This is a genomic window from Nonomuraea insulae, assembly GCF_042656245.1.
In genome coordinates this window covers 178,212-194,603 of the sequence record NZ_JBHSPA010000136.1, presented here as the reverse complement: position 1 = coordinate 194,603, position 16,392 = coordinate 178,212, and the positions used below count along the sequence as shown (strand labels likewise).

Annotated in this window: 13 protein-coding genes; 7 read left to right on the top strand and 6 right to left on the bottom strand. The window is 71.7% G+C overall.

Annotated features, from left to right (window positions below; genetic code table 11):
• Positions 1–4: 4 nt before the first annotated feature.
• The gene (locus tag ACFPZ3_RS69940; RefSeq protein ID WP_379525327.1) at positions 5–1,270 is read right to left on the bottom strand and encodes an acyltransferase family protein; all 1,266 of its coding nucleotides are present in this window, start codon (positions 1,268–1,270) and stop codon (positions 5–7) included.
• A 176-nt stretch (positions 1,271–1,446) separates the two neighbouring features.
• On the opposite strand from ACFPZ3_RS69940, the gene ACFPZ3_RS69935 reads away from it, so the two are divergent.
• Positions 1,447–2,295, top strand: a complete 849-nt coding sequence (locus ACFPZ3_RS69935; protein ID WP_379525326.1) for a CPBP family intramembrane glutamic endopeptidase — start codon at positions 1,447–1,449, stop codon at positions 2,293–2,295.
• 12 nt (positions 2,296–2,307) lie between these two features.
• Here the strand turns inward: ACFPZ3_RS69935 and ACFPZ3_RS69930 are convergent, their stop codons facing one another.
• Positions 2,308–4,779, bottom strand: coding sequence for an ATP-binding protein (locus ACFPZ3_RS69930; RefSeq protein ID WP_379525325.1), 2,472 nt, complete (start codon positions 4,777–4,779; stop codon positions 2,308–2,310).
• Between the two features lie 468 nt (positions 4,780–5,247).
• Between ACFPZ3_RS69930 and ACFPZ3_RS69925 the strand changes: the two genes are divergently transcribed.
• From ACFPZ3_RS69925 to ACFPZ3_RS69900, 6 genes are all read left to right on the top strand, one after another.
• Positions 5,248–6,003, top strand: a complete 756-nt coding sequence (locus ACFPZ3_RS69925; RefSeq protein WP_379525324.1) for a hypothetical protein — start codon at positions 5,248–5,250, stop codon at positions 6,001–6,003.
• Positions 6,004–6,129: 126 nt separating this feature from the next.
• Positions 6,130–7,272 carry a LacI family DNA-binding transcriptional regulator gene (locus tag ACFPZ3_RS69920; protein ID WP_379525323.1) on the top strand — a complete coding sequence of 381 codons (1,143 nt, stop codon included), beginning with the start codon at positions 6,130–6,132 and terminating at the stop codon, positions 7,270–7,272.
• 148 nt (positions 7,273–7,420) lie between these two features.
• Positions 7,421–8,848 (top strand): LacI family DNA-binding transcriptional regulator, encoded by a 1,428-nt coding sequence (locus ACFPZ3_RS69915; RefSeq protein WP_379525322.1) that lies wholly within the window; start codon positions 7,421–7,423, stop codon positions 8,846–8,848.
• A gap of 97 nt (positions 8,849–8,945) precedes the next feature.
• Positions 8,946–10,247, top strand: coding sequence for an MFS transporter (locus tag ACFPZ3_RS69910; RefSeq protein ID WP_379525321.1), 1,302 nt, complete (start codon positions 8,946–8,948; stop codon positions 10,245–10,247).
• Entirely contained in the window at positions 10,244–11,779 is a 1,536-nt protein-coding gene (locus ACFPZ3_RS69905; RefSeq protein ID WP_379525320.1) for a sulfatase-like hydrolase/transferase, read from the top strand. The genes ACFPZ3_RS69910 and ACFPZ3_RS69905 overlap by 4 nt, the downstream gene beginning before the upstream one ends.
• Before the next feature lie 10 nt (positions 11,780–11,789).
• Positions 11,790–12,455: a 4'-phosphopantetheinyl transferase family protein gene (locus ACFPZ3_RS69900; protein WP_379525319.1), complete on the top strand. Its 666-nt coding sequence runs from the start codon at positions 11,790–11,792 to the stop codon at positions 12,453–12,455.
• On the opposite strand, the gene ACFPZ3_RS69895 is transcribed toward ACFPZ3_RS69900, so the two are convergent.
• The 4 genes from ACFPZ3_RS69895 to ACFPZ3_RS69880 form a co-directional block, all read right to left on the bottom strand.
• Positions 12,442–14,112 (bottom strand): thiamine pyrophosphate-binding protein, encoded by a 1,671-nt coding sequence (locus ACFPZ3_RS69895; protein WP_379525318.1) that lies wholly within the window; start codon positions 14,110–14,112, stop codon positions 12,442–12,444. The genes ACFPZ3_RS69900 and ACFPZ3_RS69895 overlap by 14 nt on opposite strands.
• Before the next feature lie 203 nt (positions 14,113–14,315).
• Positions 14,316–15,059 (bottom strand): SDR family NAD(P)-dependent oxidoreductase, encoded by a 744-nt coding sequence (locus ACFPZ3_RS69890; RefSeq protein WP_379525317.1) that lies wholly within the window; start codon positions 15,057–15,059, stop codon positions 14,316–14,318.
• Positions 15,056–15,730, bottom strand: a complete 675-nt coding sequence (locus ACFPZ3_RS69885; RefSeq protein WP_379525316.1) for a VC0807 family protein — start codon at positions 15,728–15,730, stop codon at positions 15,056–15,058. The genes ACFPZ3_RS69890 and ACFPZ3_RS69885 overlap by 4 nt, the downstream gene beginning before the upstream one ends.
• Positions 15,727–16,350 carry a TetR/AcrR family transcriptional regulator gene (locus ACFPZ3_RS69880; RefSeq protein ID WP_379525315.1) on the bottom strand — a complete coding sequence of 208 codons (624 nt, stop codon included), beginning with the start codon at positions 16,348–16,350 and terminating at the stop codon, positions 15,727–15,729. Before ACFPZ3_RS69880 ends, ACFPZ3_RS69885 begins: the two co-directional genes overlap by 4 nt.
• Positions 16,351–16,392 lie beyond the last annotated feature (42 nt).

Here is a 16,392-nt window from a genome sequence, read left to right as displayed (position 1 = left end):
ACACCTACGACAACTGCCGGCGGGCCAGGCGGCGGCCGAGCGCCTGAGCCGGCAGCTCGACGAAGCGGTAACTCAGGGCGGCGCAGCCGACCACCACGGCCAGCAGCGCCACCGACCAGGTGATCCGCCCGGGGAGTGGCACCGGGCCGGCGTCCGGGACCAGCCGCCGCAGGGCCTGCACCGCGAGGGGGTGCAGCAGGTAGACGGAGTAACTGAGCAGCCCGAGGCGCACCAGGAAGCCGGGCATGACGTATGACCGCAGCCGGCGGCCGATCACGAACGTCAGCCAGGCCGCCGCCACCGCGGTGGACCAGCTCCACCTGAACGCCAGCGCCTGCTCGTCGGACATGCCCCAGCCGGGCCCGAACCAGACCGCCGCCGCGATGGAGGCGACCGGCACCAGCCCGATCACCCACCCCCGGCGCAGTTGCCCGTGGTCCAGCCGGTAGAGCGCGGTCCCGGCGAACATGGTGGCCACGATGGCCAGGCTCTGCCACGCCCCGATCCGGCTGTTGATCCCGAGCAGCACGAGGGCCAGGACCGCCAGGACGGCGGCGCCGCACAGCCGTACACGATGGCCGCCGCCGATGACCGCGGCGAGCCCCGCCACCAGCACGACGGCCGCGACCAGCACCAGGAGCTCACCGCCGAGCGTGCGTGACAGGGCGCCGGCCGGCAGCACACCGCCCACGAGCACCGCCGCCATCGCGAAGACGAGCGCGCAGGTGGTGCTCGCGCGGTGCCGCCCGACGATGAAGAGGGCGGTCACCAGGAGGTAGAACACCATCTCGTACGACAACGTCCAGAACACGTTGACGACGCTGACCACCTGGAGGAAGTCCTGCAACATCGTCAGGTGCGCGATGCCGCCCGCGACCGGATGCTCGCTGAGCTGGCTCGGCAGCAGCGAGTACACCTGCAGAAGACCGAACCCGGTTCCGATGACCGCCGCGAGGATCCACAGCGGGTAAAGACGGAACAGGCGGCCGATCCAGAAACCGGAGACGCTGCCGCGCCGTTCAAGCGAGGCCGGCACCACATAGCCGCTGACGAGGAAGAACACCATGACGCCGTACTGGCCGAGGTCGAACCAGGGGCTGACGGCCCCGCGGACCTCGGGGAAGAGGGGGTCCAGCAGATGCTCGAAGAGCACGGCGAGCACGGCCACACCGCGTAGGGCATCCAGCCAGGTCTGACGGCGGGCCGGTGGGCGCACCTGTGTCCGGACCGCGGCGTCGCTGCTCTCCCTGGTGACCGTGTTGATGGACATCCGGTCACGCTATGCGGTCAACCTGGGTGAATGCTTAAAGGAATGCCCAGGTGAAGTGCCCTGTCCCCCATGAGAGCCACCCGTGACTGCCCACTCCAGCGGGATGTCACCGCCCTGCCCCGCTGCCTAATGTCCTCTGTGTCACCAGGAAATCACCAGCCAGAGGATCGGATTCCATGGACAGCACCCTTTCCCCCGGCCGGCGCCGCCTGCTCGCGTTCCGGCTGCCCGTCCTGCTGGTCGCGTTGTTCGGTGTGATGCTGGCCACAGCCTGGATCAACCAGCTCGTCTCGCCCGTCCCGCTCCTCGCCCTGCCGGTGGGCATCGGCCTGGCCGTCGCCGCCGTGCTCTGCTACCGCTGGTTGTCCAGAACCGTCGAGCTCCGCCAGGACATCCCCGAACTCGCCAGGTCGGCCATGTGGCCCCAGTTGCGGCGCGGGGCGCTGCTCGGGTTCGGCCTGTTCATCCTGCTGATGCTGCTGATCGCGGTGTTCGGCGGCTGGCAGAGCGTGTCCTGGGGCTCCTTCTGGGGGTTCCTGGGCACTGCCGGGATGATGGCGGCCGTCGCGGTCTGCGAGGAACTGCTGTTCCGCGGGATCCTGTTCCGCATCATGGAGGAATGGCTCGGCACCGTGAGCTCCCTGGTCGTGTCCATGCTGTTGTTCGGCGCGACGCACATGGTCAACGCCAACGCCACGTTGTGGGGCACGTTCTCGATCGCCTTGACCGGCGGGATCATGCTGGCCGCCGCCTACGTCGTGACCCGCTCCCTGTGGCTGCCGATCGGCCTGCACTTCGCCTGGAACTTCACCCACACCGGCATCTTCGGCGTCGCGCTCTCCGGCTCGGACATGCCGCCGGAAGGCCTGCTGAGCACCACGCTGTCCGGCCCGACCCTGCTGACCGGCGGCACGTTCGGCCCGGAGGCCAGCCTGCTCGCCCTGCTGGTCTGCGCGCTCCCCACCGTCCTCCTGCTCCGCCGCGCCGCCCGCACCGGCCAGATCCGGCCCCGCCGGGTCTCGTAACTACCTCGAAGTTCATGACCGGGCGGTCATCTCCGCCCGCCCGGCGAGGTGCCTGCGGATGCTCTCGGCGTCGACCCCTCTTTCCTCGGTGCGGTCGGTGCCGAGCGCGACCAGGATGGCCAGGGCCTGGGACCAGTGGTGACGGGCCTGGTCATGCCGGCCGAGCGTGGCGTAGGCGCAGGCGAGACCGTCGTGGGCGCGGGCCTGGTCGCCGCGCTGGCCGAGGTCGGAGGCCAGGTCGAGGGCCTTGCTGTGGTGGTCGAGCGCCTGATGGGGATGTCTGAGGTCGTGTTGCACCCGGCCCATGCCGTGAATGGCCTCGAACTGCCAGTTGCGGTTGCCGATCTCGCGGGCGATGCCGAGGACCTGCCGGTAGCAGTCGGCGGCCGGCCCGGGCCGTCCCTGGCCGCGGTTCAGGGAGCCGAGAGCGGTGAGGGCGCTGAGCTCGCCCAGCCGATGTCCCGCGCCGCGAGCCAGCTCCAGGGCCCGGGTCAGGCAGTCAGTGGCGGACCTGAGGTCGTCGGCCGCGAGATGGATGCGGGCCAGGCCGTTCAGCGCGCGCAGCTCACCGATCCGGTGGCCGATGGCGCGGGCGATGCCGAGCGCCCGCACCAGGGCGTCGAGCGCCTGCTCGCGCTCTCCCGCCGCCCGATGGGCGTTGCCGAAACCGATCAACGCGTCCAGCTCACCGGTACGGTGGCCGATCCTCCGGGCGATCTCCAGCGCCTGGGCATAGTGCTCCGCGGCCTGCGCGTACTGTCCCCGGGATCCGGCGCTCACGCCCAGGCCGTACAGCGCCCGTAGCTCGCCGGTCTCGTGGCCGATGGCGCGGGCGATCGCCAGGGCGCTCGTGGTGTCCTCGACCGCGGCCTCGTACCGGCTCGACACGGAATGGATCTCGCCCAGCTCCAGCAACGCCTCCATCTCGCCAGGACGATCCGCCATCGCGCGGGCGGCGGACAGCGCGCGCGTGTGCAGAGCCTCGGCCTCGGCGTAACGGCCGCGGCCACGCAGGCATCGGTGCAGGGTGGCCGACAGGTGTCGTACGTGCCGGGGGAAGTCGTGTTCGGCGGCGTACTGGGCGAGGGCGAGCAGGTTGGCCAGTTCCGTGTCCAGCCACGCCGCGTCGGGCGCGGAAGGCGTGCCAGGGACGGGACGCGGGCGCGTGTCGGCCTCGTAGGGGTAGAGCAGGTCCATCGCCGCCGAGGCGGCCCCGCTGTAGTGGTCCAGCAGCCGCGTCATGGCGGCGCGCCGATCAGCTGCGGGCTCCTCGTCGGCGACCCTTTCCGCGCCATGGGCCCGGACCAGGTCGTGGAATCGGTAGCGGCCGGGATTCTGCTCCTGCAGGAGGTGAGCCTCCAGTAACCGATCCAGCAGCGCCGTGGTGCGCGTGACGGTGGTGGCCAGCAGCGCGGCGGCCGCGTCGCGGGCCAGGTCCGTCCCGGGATGCAACGCCAGCAACCGGTAGGCGCGCCGCTCGGCGGCGGTGAGCTCCCGGTAGGACAGGTCGAGCGCCGCGGCGATGCTGCGGTGCCCCGCCTGCAACTCGCTCAGCAGGCGCCGATGCTCCTCCAGGCGCTCCAGCAGGTGCTCCACGCTCCAGGCGGGATGGGCCTTCAGCCGGGCCGCGGCCAGGCGGATCGCCAGCGGCAGCAGCCCGCAGCGCCGCACCACCTCGGCCAGCGCCTCCAGCGGCGCGTCCGTGACCCGCTCCTCGCCGGCGGTCCTGGTGAAGAGCGCGATCGCATCCGGGATCGGCAGGACGTCCACCGAGATCGTACGGGCGTCGTCCAGGCCGACCAGCCGCCGCCGGCTCGTGATCAGGACCAGCGAACCCCCCGCCCCCGGCAGCAGCGGCCGCACCTGAGCCTCGTCGGCGGCGTTGTCCAGCACGATCAGCATCTTCCTGTCGGCCAGCATGGTCCGATAGAGCGCGGCCCGGTCGTTGACGTCCTGGGGGATGGCCTCCCCCGGCACGCCCAGCACCTCCAGCAGGCGAGCGAGCGTTTCCGCCGGTTCGGCCGCCGCCACGCCCTGGGAGTGACCGTGCAGATCCATGAACAGATCCCCGTCGGGAAAGCGCGCGGCCACCCGATGGGCGGCGTGCACGGCCAGCGCGGTCTTGCCGATCCCCGCCATGCCGTCGATGGCGGTGACCGCCACCGCGCCGCCGTCGCCCGTCTCACCGACCAGGGCCAGCTCCCGCGTACGGCCGACGAAGGCCGCCACGTCGGCCGGCAACTGCCGCGGCGCCGCCCGCGTCCACCGGGGAACGGCCCCGCTCGCGGCGCCCGCCAGGATCGCCAGCTCCGCGTCGTCCAGATCCAGCGCTTCGGCGAGTAATCGCACCGACGCGCTGCGCGGGCGGCGCAGCGCACCTGTCTCCAACCGGCTGACGGTCCGCACATTGAGGCCCGCCCGTTCCGCCAGTTCCTCCTGAGTGAACAGCGCCCGCTCCCGCCACGCGCGCAACAACGAACCCAAGTGTGTTTCCCGCGTTCCTGATGGCATGAAACGCATCCCCCGTGGTCATGTTCCGGATCAGGAAAGGTCTTGCCATGCTAACCCGGGGAATTATCCGGCGCCTGGCCGCTGGGGCTGAGGGGGCACGGGTGAATCGGCGGCCTGTTGCGCCATGGGAAGCGGAAGCACCGCTGCGGGAAGCGCGGAGAGTCATCGAGAATATGCCGATAGTAATGACCGCGTTAGTCGAATATGCGCTTACGTTCCCGTGTCAAAGAACGGTCACAACCTTGTCCGGCCGGTTGTGCGGGCGCACAGTCAAGGCACGATCAACCGGCTCTGGAGGATGCAATGAATGGAAAGGGCGCACCGAATCCCCATAAAAGAAACACGGTAAGACGTCTCTTATCCGCTGGCCTGGCGATATTCGTCGCCTTCTTCATCGCGTCGCCAGCAGGCGCCCTCGCCCTGCCCACCCCGAAGGACTTCGTGTCGAATCTCGACCTGGAGTGCTTCAGGACCACCCCGTACCAGCCACCGGCCGTGACGCTGGTGCTGCGCCACCTCAACCCCGTGCTCTCCGGTCAGCCGCCCGTGCAGGTCACGCTCGGCCAGCGCGAGCAACTGTGCGTCCCGGTGGCCAAGAACAACGCCTTCCCGCCGCCGAACGTGCTCGACTACACCAGGTTCGTCGACCTGTCGTGCTACCGGGTGACCGGGCCCTCACTCAACCTGAATCTGGGGCTGCGCCACCTCAATCCGATCCTGCAGAACCTGCCGGGCTTCGGCGTCACCCTGAACGTGCCCCAGCAGTTGTGCGTGCCGGTCGCCAAGAACGGCATGGTTCCGCCCCCGGACGTCCTCAGGGTCATCTCGCACATCGACCTGCTCTGCTACGGGCACCTGCCGAACCCGGCCATCGGCGCGGCCCTGACCCTCACCCAGCTCAACCCGGTGCTGATCCCCCAGATCCCCGCCAGGTCCGTCCGGGTCAACGCCGCCCGCCAGCTCTGCGTGCCGGTGCAGAAGTCCGGTGACAACATCCCGGTGGACGTGCTCACCATCGCCCGCTGGGTCGATCTGGAGAAGTTCGACATCCTCAGCCAGGCCACCCCCGCGGTGTCGCTCAACCTGAGGCACCTGAACCCGGTGCTGGCGAACCTGCCGCCTGAGCAGCTCACGCTCGCCGGTTCCGTGCAGCTGGCCGTCCCCGTCTCCAAGAACGGGATGATGCCGCCCGGCTGACCCACAACCGCGACCGGGCCGGATGGCCGGCCCGGTCGTGTGGGCGTCGGCAGGCCATTGACGTTGGCGGACATGGTCCCGTAATTTCTCCGTACGGTCGCCGTAACCGTTGCAAAAGGAGCCCAGGTGACGCCCGCCCAGCACACGCCGCCTGTGCCGCCCGTCCCCCCTCCCGCCCCCTCTTCGGCCCCCGCCCCCTCTTCGGCCTTGGCCTCCGCCTCCGCCCCCGCCCCCTCTTCGGCCTCCGCCCCAGGCACGGCCACGCTGCGTGATGTCGCCGAGCTGGCCGGGGTCTCCATCCGTACCGTGTCGAACGTCGTCAACGCCAGCGTCCCCGTGCGGGAGCCGACGCGGCGGCGGGTGGAGGACGCGGTCGCGACGCTCGGTTACCGGCCCAACCTGGCCGCGCGACGGTTGCGCTCCGGCCGGGCGCAGGCGATCGGCCTGGCCGTGCCCGACGTGACCGTGCCGTACTTCCGCGAGCTGGCCGACGCCGTGCTGGCCGCGGCGCGCGTACGCGGGATGGCCGTCGTCGTCGAGCAGACCCACGGCGACCTCGAACGCGAGCGCGCCGCCCCCTTGAGCCCCCGGCTGCGGCACGTGGACGGGGTCATCCTCGCCGCGGTGTCCATGACGGAGCCCGACTTCCAGGCGATGCGCGGCCCGGCGCCCGTCGTGCTGGCGGGCTCGTCCGTCCGCTCCGACGCCGTCGACTCCGTCACCCCCGACGCGTACGCGGCCGGCCGGGCGATCGCCCGGCACCTGCTGGCCACCGGGCGCCGCCGCCCCGCGGTCATCCTGCCGGGCGACACCCACTGGCCGCCGGAACACGACGACCGCTACGCGGGGTTCGTGGCCGGGCTGGCGGACGCGGGCATCGCGCTCCCGGCCCACCGGGTCATCGCGGCCGAGGCGGTCACCCACGGATCCGGGGCCGACGCGGCGCGGGAACTGCGGCTGGACCGGCCGGAGTTCGACGCCCTCTACGCCCTCGGCGACACGCTGGCGCTGGGCGCGTTGCGGGCCCTGCACGCCGCGGGGCTGAGCGTGCCCGGGGACGTCGCCGTCGTGGGGTTCGGCGACATCGAGCAGAGCGCCCACAGCAACCCGACGCTCACGACCGTCGACACCGGGCGGCAGACCATCGCCGAGCAGGCCGTGGCGTTGATCGCCGCACGCGTGGAATCACCCGCCGCCCGCCAGGCGCCGCCGCGGCGCCTCACGGTCGACTTCCGCCTGGTCGAAAGGGAGTCCACCCGTGTCCCCTGACGACACCACACCCCCACCCCGAATACCGGCCCCCGGAGGAACGGCGAGACGGACACCCCGGGAGCCCACGGGACACGGGGCACAGGAACCGGCGGGACCGGGGGCTGGGCACGTGACGCAGGGTGCGGCGGGATCGGCGGCGGAGCACGTGGCGAAGGAACCGACGGGATCGGCGGCGGAGCACGTGACGCAGGAACCGACGGGATCGGCGGTGGGGCAGGTGGTGCAAGGTGCGGCGGGATCGGCGGCGGAGCACGTGGCGCGGAAGCGGGCGGGGCGGGTGGCGCGGATGCGGGACGTGGCCGAGGTCGCCGGGGTGTCGACCAAGACCGTGTCCGAGGTGGTCAACGGCATCGGACAGGTCCGTGAGAGCACCCGCCTGCGGGTCAAGGCCGCCATCGAGGAGCTCGGCTACCGGGCGAACCCGGCCGCGCGACGGCTCAACTCCGAGAGCACCGGCGTCCTGACCCTGGCCCTGCCCCGGCTCGCCTCCGGCTGGCACGCCGCACTGGCCGCCGCCGTCATCGAACTCGCGGAGAGCGGCGGCACGGTGGTGGCGCTGGAGCCGACCGGCGGCGACCGCGAACGCGAGCTGGAAATCCTGCGCAACGACTCCGGAGTGGCCGACGGCGCAATCCTGGCACCGCTCGCCCTGGACAACCAGCCAACGAGCACGCCCCCGGCCACGACGGCCACACCGGCCACACCGGGCACGGCCACACCGGGCACGGCCACACCGGGCACGGCCACACCGGGCACGGCCACACCGGGCACGGCGGGCACGGCGGCCACACCGGGCACGGCGGGCACGGCGGCCACACCGGGCACGGCGGGCGCGATGGCAGGCACGGTCGCAGGTGCGGCAGGCGAGGCAGGGGCGGTGGCGGGGGCGCCGGTCGTGCTGATCGGTACGCGGCGGCTGCGGCTGCCGTTCGACCAGGTCGTGGCGGACCGCGCGGCGATGGTGGAGGCCGCCGTGGCGTTGCTGCGCTCGCACGGGCGCGAACGCATCGCCATCCTGGGCACCGAAGAGCTGCCGCACCTGCCACCCACGGATCCGGGTCCCGGGCCGATCGCGAACTCCACGAACCGCCTGTCACCCGCCGACCCGGGCCTGCGGGTGGCCGCGAACTCCACGAACCGCCTGTCACCCGCCGACCCGGGTCCCGGGCCGATCGTGAACTCCACGAACCGCCTGCAACCGGCCGAGCCGGGCCTGTGGGTGGTCGCGGAGTCGGCGACGCGAGCCGCTGGTTACGCCGCCGTGGACCGGCTCGTCGCGGGCGGCACCCCGTTCGACGGGCTGGTGGCGCTCGACGACGCCCTGGCCTTCGGGGCGCTGCACGCCTTACGCGACCGCGCCCTCGCCGTCCCGGCGGACGTGGAGGTCATAGGCGTGGGCGGCGCGGCCGAGTCCGCGTACTCCTGGCCGAGCCTGTCGACCGTGGAGGCGGACGTACGCGACATGGCCCGCCAGGCGCACGCCTGGTTGCTGGACCGGATCGCCGGCGACACCGGACCGCCGCGCCACTATGACGTCCCGTTCACCGTCGTGGAACGCGAGTCCACGCGCTGATCCCCCCGCGATGACGAAGGAGCGACAAACACTCAGCCACCTTTGCAACGGTTACGGTAACCGTTGCAAAATCCCCCCTGCACCATAGGAGGTGCAATTGTCCACACCCCCTCTCCCCAAAGCCGCCCGCCGCGTCGTCCTGGCCAGCTTCATGGGCTCGGCCTTCGAGTGGTACGACTTCAGCCTCTACGGCACCACCGCGGCCCTCGTCTTCAACCAGGTGTTCTTCCCCGAGTCGGACGCCGCCGTCGGCTCCCTGCTGGCCCTGACCACGACGGCGGTGGGCTTCGTCACCCGCCCCATCGGCGGCATCGTGTTCGGCCACTTCGGCGACCGCGTCGGCCGCAAGAAGCTGCTCGTCCTGACCATGATGATCATGGGCATCCCGACCATCCTGATCGGCCTGCTGCCCGGCTACGCCACGCTCGGCCCGATGGCGCCGGTGCTCCTGCTCCTCATGCGCATGCTCCAGGGCATCGGCCTGGGCGGCGAGTACGCCGGCGCGGCGCTGGCCACGATCGAGTCGGTGCCGCGACACCGGCGCGGCTTCTTCGGCGCGATCCCGCAGATCGGCAACCCGGCAGGCGGGATGCTCGGCAGCGTCGTCGTCCTGCTGTGCAACACCCTGACCTCGGACGAGCAGTACGCCGCGTGGGTGTGGCGGGTGCCGTTCCTGCTCAGCGGGATCCTGCTGGTGTACGCGATGGTGGTGCGCCTGCGCCTGGCCGAGACCGGCGACTTCGACCAGGCCAGGCGTGAGCGCAAGGTCGAGCGGGCCCCACTGGTGGCGCTGGTCCGCCACCACTGGCGGCCGCTGCTGCTCGGCCTGGGCGCCCGCAGCGCCGACGCCGTGTCGGGCAACGTCGCCGGCGCGGTGGTGATCGCGTACACCGTGACATATCTGCAGATGTCCAACGACATCAGCCTGGTCAACAACATCCTGCCGAACCTCCTGTCGATCCCGCTGATGTTGTGGATGGGCCGTTTCAGCGACGTGATCGGCCGCAAACGGTTGTTCGTGTGGGGGCTGCTGGCCACGGCGGTCGCCACGTTCCCGCTGTTCGGGCTGATCGACACCAAGGTCCTGCCGCTCATGGTGCTGGGCATCACGATCTTCAAGCTCTGCAACAGCACGCAGTTCGCCGTGCAGAGCGCCTTCCTCGCCGACGTCTTCCCGACGGAGGTGCGCTACACCGCGGTGTCGGTCGTGTACCAGGTCAGCTCGATCATCGGCGGCCTGACGGCGCCGGCCGCCGCGGCGATCCTCATCGCCTCGAACGGCAACCCCTGGCCGCTCGCCGTGGCGATCTTCGCGGTCTGCGCGCTGAGCGCGGCCTGCGCCGCCGCCATGCGCACGGACACCGCAAGCCCCATTCCCCAGACGCAAGGAGCGAAATGAAGAACGGACGTCCTGACGTCATCATCGTCATGACCGACCAGCACCGGGCCGACGTGTGCGCGCGGGAGGGGTTCCCGCTCGACACGACGCCGTTCCTGGACTCGCTGGCCAGGGAGGGGACGTGGTTCGACAAGGCGTACACGACGTCGCCGCTGTGCTGCCCGGCGCGGACCAGCCTCATGACCGGGCGCTTCGCGAGCGCGCACCGGGTGACGCAGAACCCCGCCGCCGGCCGCGCGGTCTTCGACGACGACCTGTTCGGGGTGGCGCGGGCGGCCGGGTACGCGACCGCGCTCATCGGCAAGAACCACACCTACCTGCGGCCGGAGAACGCCGACTTCTTCAGCGACTACCAGCACGGCGGCCGGGCGGGCGGCTCGAAGGACCCGGTGGAGGCGGAGTTCGAGAGCTGGCTGAGCGGCCTGCGGCACCGAACGGCGGGGGAGGCCACGGACTTCCCGGTCGAGGTGCAGAACCCGTACCGCATCGTGGACGAGACGTTGTCCTGGGTCGGGTCGGTGCCGGAGGACCAGCCGCTGCTGGCCGTCGTGTCCTTTCCGGAGCCGCACAATCCGTACCAGGTGCCGGAGCCGTACTTCTCGATGTTCCCGCCGGAGTCGCTGCCGCCGGTCCACGCCGGCGCGGACACGCTGGAGGGGCTGCCGTTCGCGTGGCGGTACCTGCGGCGGCTCGGCGAGAGCGCCTACGACGACTACGCGCAGGCCATCGACCGGGCCAGGGCCAGCTACTTCGGCATGTTGCGCCTGATCGACGACCAGGTACGCCGCCTGCACGACGGGCTGGAAAGCCGGCACGCGAGCCGCGAGCGGGTCATCGCGATGACGGCCGACCACGGCGACTATGTCGGGGAGTACGGACTGGTGCGCAAGGGGGCGGAGATCTCGGACATCCTCGCCAGAATCCCCCTGCTGGTGAACGGCGACCAGGTGACCGCACGGCCTGACGCGCATGACGCGCACGTCTCGCTCGCCGACCTCATGCCCACCCTCTGCGAGGCGATCGGCTGGCCGCTGCCGCCCGGCGTGCAGGGCCGCAGCCTGTGGCCGCTGCTCACCGGGCAGTCGTACCCGGCCGCGGAGTTCGGCAGTGTGTACGTGGAGCAGGGCTTCGGCGGACTGCCGTACGAGCAGGACGACGTGCCGTCACCGATGCCCGGCCTGTTCACCGACGGCCCCGGCGGCGCCGCCCGCTTCGACGAGCTGAACGCCGTCACCCAGGGCGGCCGGAGGCGCATGGTCCGCAGCGGCGACTGGACGCTGCACGCCGGCATCACCGGAGACTTCCGCCTCCACGACCTTCGCTCCGACCCGCTGGAACTGGTGAACCGCTGGGCGGACCCGTCGGCCGCGGAGGCGCGGACGGAGCTGCTCGCGCGGCTCGCCGTCTGGCAGATGCGGGCCGAGGACCCGCTGCCGGTGGTGCCAGGCGGATACCAGGGCAAGCGCGACCCGCGCAACTATCTGGCCCCCTACGCGCGGCCCGCGATCACTTCGGGTGCGTCGAGCTCGTAGGATCGCGCATGTGATCGAGCGTATTCTCCCCGGCTCGGTGGTCGCCGTCGAGGCGTTCGACGACGACCCTGACGCGATGTTGTTCCCCGAGGAGGAGGCGGTGGTGGCCCAGGCGGTCGCCAAGCGGCGCAAGGAGTTCGCCACCGTACGCGGGTGCGCCAGGACGGCGCTGGCCGAACTGGGCTTCGCGGCCGTGCCGATCCTGCCGGGGGAGCGCGGCGCGCCGATCTGGCCGCCGGGCGTGGTCGGGAGCATGAGCCACTGCCTCGGATATCGGGTGTGCGCGCTCGCGCGGGATCAGGACATCGAGACCATAGGCGTGGACGCCGAGCCGAACGCCCCGCTGCCTGAAGGGGTGCTGGAGGTCGTCTCCGACGCCGCCGAGCGGGCACGGATCGCCGTCCTGGCGGCGGCCCGCCCGGAGGTGTCGTGGGACCGGCTGCTGTTCTGCGTCAAGGAGGCCGTCTACAAGGCGTGGTTCCCGCTCACCCGGCAGTGGCTGGACTTCTCCCAGGCGTCCGTGGTCATCGATCCGGCGGGTACGTTCACCGCCCGGGTGCTGATCGAGGGCACGGCGCCGGACGGGCGGCCGCTGACCGGGTTCGAGGGCAGGTGGCTGGCGAACGACGACCTGGTGATCGCCGCCATCGCCGTGGCCGACGTCAGTGGCCCTTGAACGCCTCCTCCAGCCACCATGAGGCACGCTCGCGGGTGACCTTGGCGTGGACGAGCAGCGGCCGGTCGCGCGGGCCCTTCAGCCAGGCGGTCACGGCGTCGAGGTCCGACACGGCGGAGACGGTGACGGCGGCGCAGCCGTAACCGCGCGCGATGGAGGCCAGGTCGGCGGGCGGGAAGGTGACGGTGTCCAGGGAGTGGCCGGCGAAGTGGTGCACCTCGGCGCCGTACGCCTCGTCGTCGTAGACCACGATCACCATGGGCAGCCCGAGCCGGACCACCGTCTCCAGCTCCGCGATGCCCATCAGCGCGCCGCCGTCGCCGAGCGCGGCGATCGGCAGGCGGTCGGGGCGGGCCAGCGCGGCGCCCACGGCGGTGGCCAGGCCGAGGCCGACGGCCTGGAAGCCCTGCGTGAAGCAGAAGCCGCCCTCGTCGGGGACGTCCAGGAACATGGCCGGATAGCCCATGAAGTTTCCGGAGTCGGTGGCCACGATGCGCTCGTCGGGAAGCAGATCGTCCAGGGCGATGGTGAGCGTCCTGGGGTCGATCCGGCCGTCGCCGCTCTCGTCCTCGTACGGCACGCTCCGCCAGGGACGTTCGGCGGCGATCCGGTCGGCCAGCGCACGCGTACGGTAGCCGCGCAGCACCGGGTTCGACGGGCGCGACCCCGCGGGACGCAGCGCGTCGGCGACGGCGGCGGCCGCTTCGGGAATGTCGCCGACCAGCCCCAGGGAGACCCTGCGGTGGGTGGCGATGGACTCCTCGTCCAGGTCGATCTGGATGACCTCGGTGCCGGGCCCGATCAGCGCCCCGTGCCGGGTGGTCCACGCGTTGAGCGAGCAGCCCCAGGCCACCAGGATGTCGGCGCCGCGGATGAGCTGGGCGGTCAGCGGGGAGGAGAACCCGCCGCTGACGTCGAGGTCCCAGGGGTTGCCGCGGAAGAGTCCCTTGGCCACCGCCGAGGTGGCCAGCAGCGCCCCGACGAGGTCGGCCAGCTCTTCGAGCTCGCGCCGGGCGCGCCGGGCGCCGCGTCCTGCGATGAACACCGGCTTCTCGGCGCGCATCAACATCCAGGCCAGGGCCTCGGCGCCGCCGTCCGGCCACACGCGGGCCATGGTGCCGGCCGTGCCCGGCTTGCGCGCGGGCATGACCGGCGGCCCGTCCGCGGCGGACGCGCCGTCGGCGTGCTGGACCTCCAGCGGCAGGTTGAGGAGGACGGCCCGCCGGTCGCGGGTCGCCGTCGCGTACGCCTCGGCGGTGGTCTCGGCCGCGGAGTCCGCGTCATCCACCCGCATCGGCACCGCGCCGACCGCCGTGGCGAGGGCGTCCTGGTCGATGCGGAAGTTGGAGAGCGGGTCGGTGGCCTCGCCGGCCAGCACCACCAGAGGGGTGCCGCTCTTGGCGGCCTCGGCGAGCCCGGTCAGCGCGTTGGTCAGCCCTGGTCCCTGGTGCACGCTCACCACGCCGACCTTGCCGCTCATGCGGGCGTAGGCGTCGGCCATCGTGGCGGCCCCGCCCTCGTGACGGGCGGCGACGAAACGAGCGCCGCTGTTCACCAGCGCGTTGGTCACGTGGAAATTGCCACTGCCCACCACGCCGAACACCGTGTCCACGCCGAGTGCGGCCAGCGTGCGGCCCACCACTTCGGCGACGATCATCGCCCCGCCTGGGGGCCGGTGGTCTGCGCCCATAAGCCGGGAGGGAGGCCGGCGGCCTCGATCGCATCCATAGCGCCTTACAGTAACGGCATATCACTGTCCTTGGTGATCGAAACGCGGTCCGTCACGCCAGGTCTGATGCGACGCAGGGGTCCCGGTGGAGTGGCCGTCGGCCCTCACCAGGCCCTGCTCATCCTGAGGGCTCATCCTGAGGTGGCGACGGTGACCGTCGGGTACCCGATCGGCGCCACGGCCTGGCCGGCCTGCGCGACCCACGCCTGTCCCGTACGGGAGTCGGAGAGGATGTGCTCCACCGCCTCGGCGATCAGAGCGGGAGAGGCGATCAGGTAGCCCGCGTCCACGAGGGCCTGGCGGAACGAGGTGATGATCGGGGTGTCCACCAGGCCGGGGCAGAGCGCGTTGACGCGGATGCCGTCGGCGGCCAGCAGCATGGCGGCCGAGCGCACCAGCCCGATCAGGGCGTGCTTGGCGGTGGCGTAGAAGATGTCGGGGGAGGCGCTCAGCCCGGCGAGGCTGGAGACGACGATGATCGAGCCCGACCCCTGCGCGCGGAAGGCCGGCAGGCAGGCCTCGATCCCGTAGACGGCGCCGTCCAGGTCGACGGCCATGGTCTCGCGGTAGCGCTCGGGGGTGAAGTCGTGCAGGCCGCACCTCCCGGCGACGCCGGCGTTGAGCACGGCGACGTCCAGCCGGCCGTACGCGGAGATCGTCTCGGCGACGGCGGCGCGGTTGTCGTCGGGCCGGGTGACGTCCAGGCGGACGAACCGGCCGCCGATCTCGTCGGCGACGGCCGCGCCCGAGACGGCGTCGAGGTCGGCGACGGTGACGCGCATGCCCGAGCGGGCCAGCCGCCGGGCGACGGCGGAGCCGATGCCGCCGCCCGCCCCCGTGACGAGCGCGACGGGGGAGCCGATGCCCGCGGTCATGCTCGCTCCTCGTCGGAGAGCCGGTAGATCTCGGCGCCACGGCGGCCGAGACCGTGTTCACGCAGATAGCGCCGTCCGTAGAGGCGCTGCACCGCGACCAGGGCCACCAGGGTGACGACGAGCAGGCCGTCGTCGAGCGCCGGGACCAGGTCGATGGGCAGGGTGAGCGCCATGAGCACGCGGATCACCGCGTCCACCGCGAACGCCGCCGCCCAGATGGCCGTGATCCGCCGCATGACCTGCCTGAACGCGGGAAAACGTGCCCAGCTTCTCTCCCAGGCCGCCTGCTGGTCCGGGGGCATGACGATCCGGGCCTCGTACAGGAACGGCTGGGAGCGCAGCAGGCTGAGCAGGAGCCACAGGGCCAGGGCGGCGGTGCCCCAGCCGTTGCGTACGAGCAGCGCCCGCGGACTGCCCGTGACGAACGACATGGCGACGGTCAGCGACATCGTGCCCAGGACGAAGAGGGCGATGCCGTTGATCCGCCGCTCCTTGACGATGCCGTACACGGCCCGCGCGGCGGGCAGGACACCGCCGGCCAGCAACGCGGGGAACTGGCCGACGCCGGCCGCGCGCAGGCCGTAGAAGATCGCGAGCGGGCCGATCACTTCGAGGACGAGCACGCCGAACATCGCCCGCCGGCCGCCGGCGGCGCTGGAGACGGAGGTCATCGCGGCGTCTCCCCTGTGGTGGTGGCGGCGAGGAACGCGGTGACGACCTCGCGGGTGTAGGCGCCGATGTCGATCGCGTACGGCCCGTTCAGCCGCGACGCCGCCGCCTCGATCGCGCTGCGGATCATCACGGCCATGGACCTGGTGTCGAAGTCGCGGAACTCACCGGCGCGCTGCCCCTCGCGGAGCAGCTCCTCCAGCCCCCGCACGCCCGGCTCCTGGTGTTCGGCCGAGGTGTAGGCCTCTCCTGAGGTGTTGCGCAGGTGGGAGCCGAGCTCGGTGAGCGCCGTGATCTCCTTGGGATGGTCGCGCAGGAACTCCAGATTCGTCTCCACGTACACCTGGAGCCGCCCGGCAGCCGTGCCCTGCTCCTCCATCCTGTCGATCATGAACTGGGCGCCCGCCCGGTAGACGTCCTCGACGATCGCCATGATCAGGTCCTGCTTGCCGGCGAAGTGGTAGGAGATCAGCCGGGGGCTGCTGAGCCCGGCCCGCTCGGTGATGCGGGCGAAGGACGCCTTCTCGTAGCCCAGCTCGGCGATCGTGTCGATGGCGGCCCTGATGATCTGCGCGCGACGCGCGGTGTTGGTGACGGAGTCACGGGACGGTTTTATCTGCATAGATAAAAAATGGTACGCCCAGATAAAACCAAATGTCCAATC